This window comes from Segatella copri (assembly GCF_009495355.1).
GTDB lineage: Bacteria > Bacteroidota > Bacteroidia > Bacteroidales > Bacteroidaceae > Prevotella.
The window spans coordinates 1-2070 of sequence record NZ_VZAD01000010.1 but is presented as its reverse complement, the minus strand read 5'-3'; the positions used below and the strand labels follow the sequence as shown (position 1 = coordinate 2070).

The 2070-nt window shown below is 49.8% G+C and carries 1 protein-coding gene, 1 tRNA gene and 1 rRNA gene; all 3 read right to left on the bottom strand.

All coding sequences use genetic code 11. The features are described 5' to 3' along the window. Nucleotides 1-7: 7 nt before the first annotated feature. Nucleotides 8-81 (bottom strand) — tRNA-Ile (locus F7D20_RS00785). A gap of 140 nt (nucleotides 82-221) precedes the next feature. Next, a 16S ribosomal RNA gene (locus F7D20_RS00780) occupies nucleotides 222-1753 on the bottom strand. 135 nt (nucleotides 1754-1888) lie between these two features. Beyond that, the coding region (locus F7D20_RS12975) for a hypothetical protein (protein ID WP_228114058.1) at nucleotides 1889-2070 on the bottom strand (182 nt) is incomplete at its 5' end.

Genomic DNA, 2070 nt, shown 5'->3' with positions numbered 1-2070 from the left:
ATAGAAGTAGTCCCAGGCAGATTTGAACTGCCGACCTCCACATTATCAGTGTGGCGCTCTAACCAACTGAGCTATAGGACTGTAGTTGGTAAAGAGTGGACTCTTCTGCCCAGCTTCCTCTATCTCTAATATCTAAAAAACAAACTTGTCAGTACAAGAAGAGAAACTTGCCTTCATTCTAAGTTCCTCATTCTACTAAGAAAGAATAATCGTCTCTCCAGAAAGGAGGTGTTCCAGCCGCACCTTCCGGTACGGCTACCTTGTTACGACTTAGCCCCAATTACCAGTTTCGCCCTAGGCCGCTCCTTGCGGTCACGGACTTCAGGCGCCCCCGGCTTTCATGGCTTGACGGGCGGTGTGTACAAGGCCCGGGAACGTATTCACCGCGCCATGGCTGATGCGCGATTACTAGCGAATCCAGCTTCGTGGGGTCGGGTTGCAGACCCCAGTCCGAACTGAGACAGGCTTTAAGGATTGGATCGTATTTGCATACGACCGGCTCTCTGTACCTGCCATTGTAACACGTGTGTAGCCCCGGACGTAAGGGCCGTGCTGATTTGACGTCATCCCCACCTTCCTCGCACCTTACGGTGGCAGTGTCCACAGAGTGCCCAGCTTGACCTGATGGCAACTATGGAGAGGGGTTGCGCTCGTTATGGCACTTAAGCCGACACCTCACGGCACGAGCTGACGACAACCATGCAGCACCTTCACAGAGGCCCCGAAGGGCGTCATTGTCTCCAAATCCTTCCTCTGCAATTCAAGCCCGGGTAAGGTTCCTCGCGTATCATCGAATTAAACCACATGTTCCTCCGCTTGTGCGGGCCCCCGTCAATTCCTTTGAGTTTCACCGTTGCCGGCGTACTCCCCAGGTGGGATGCTTAATGCTTTCGCTTGGCCGCTGAACCAGTTGGCCCAACAGCGGGCATCCATCGTTTACCGCGCGGACTACCAGGGTATCTAATCCTGTTCGATACCCGCGCTTTCGAGCTTCAGCGTCAGTTGCGCCCCAGTGAGCTGCCTTCGCAATCGGAGTTCTTCGTGATATCTAAGCATTTCACCGCTACACCACGAATTCCGCCCACTTTATGCGTACTCAAGGAAACCAGTTCGCGCTGCAGTTCAGATGTTGAGCATCTACATTTCACAACACGCTTAATCTCCGGCCTACGCTCCCTTTAAACCCAATAAATCCGGATAACGCCCGGACCTTCCGTATTACCGCGGCTGCTGGCACGGAATTAGCCGGTCCTTATTCATAGGGTACATGCAAAAAACCACACGTGGCTCACTTTATTCCCCTATAAAAGCAGTTTACAACCCATAGGGCCGTCATCCTGCACGCTACTTGGCTGGTTCAGGCTCTCGCCCATTGACCAATATTCCTCACTGCTGCCTCCCGTAGGAGTTTGGACCGTGTCTCAGTTCCAATGTGGGGGACCTTCCTCTCAGAACCCCTACTGATCGTCGCCTTGGTGGGCCGTTACCCCGCCAACAAGCTAATCAGACGCATCCCCATCCATCACCGATAAATCTTTAATTCACTTCGGATGCCTTCTATAAATGTCATTGGGCATTAGTCTTACTTTCGCAAGGTTATTCCCAAGTGATGGGCAGGTTGGATACGCGTTACTCACCCGTGCGCCGGTCGACGCCTATCGGAAGCAAGCTTCCAATATCGTTTCCCCTCGACTTGCATGTGTTAAGCCTGTAGCTAGCGTTCATCCTGAGCCAGGATCAAACTCTCCATTGTAAAATATCATTTTTACTTCATATCTTGTTTCCAAGACAATCGGTGTTTGTTGTCTGTCTTAGGACGAATATCCTTAACTAAATTTATTGTAGTCTAAGAAAACCTGAATGTCAATTTCTTGACGGCTTGTTTCTTTTACCCAGTCTCAATCAACAGCCCTATAATATAATAAGGTGTAATCAAGACCGCTTCTTGTACTACTTGTCTGTTTATGTGAAATCTTTCAAAGAACTCTTTCTTTAATTGCCCAAGAGAAGTGTATTTCTCAAAAGCGAGTGCAAAAGTACAAACTATTTTCCAAACACGCAAGAGTTTCG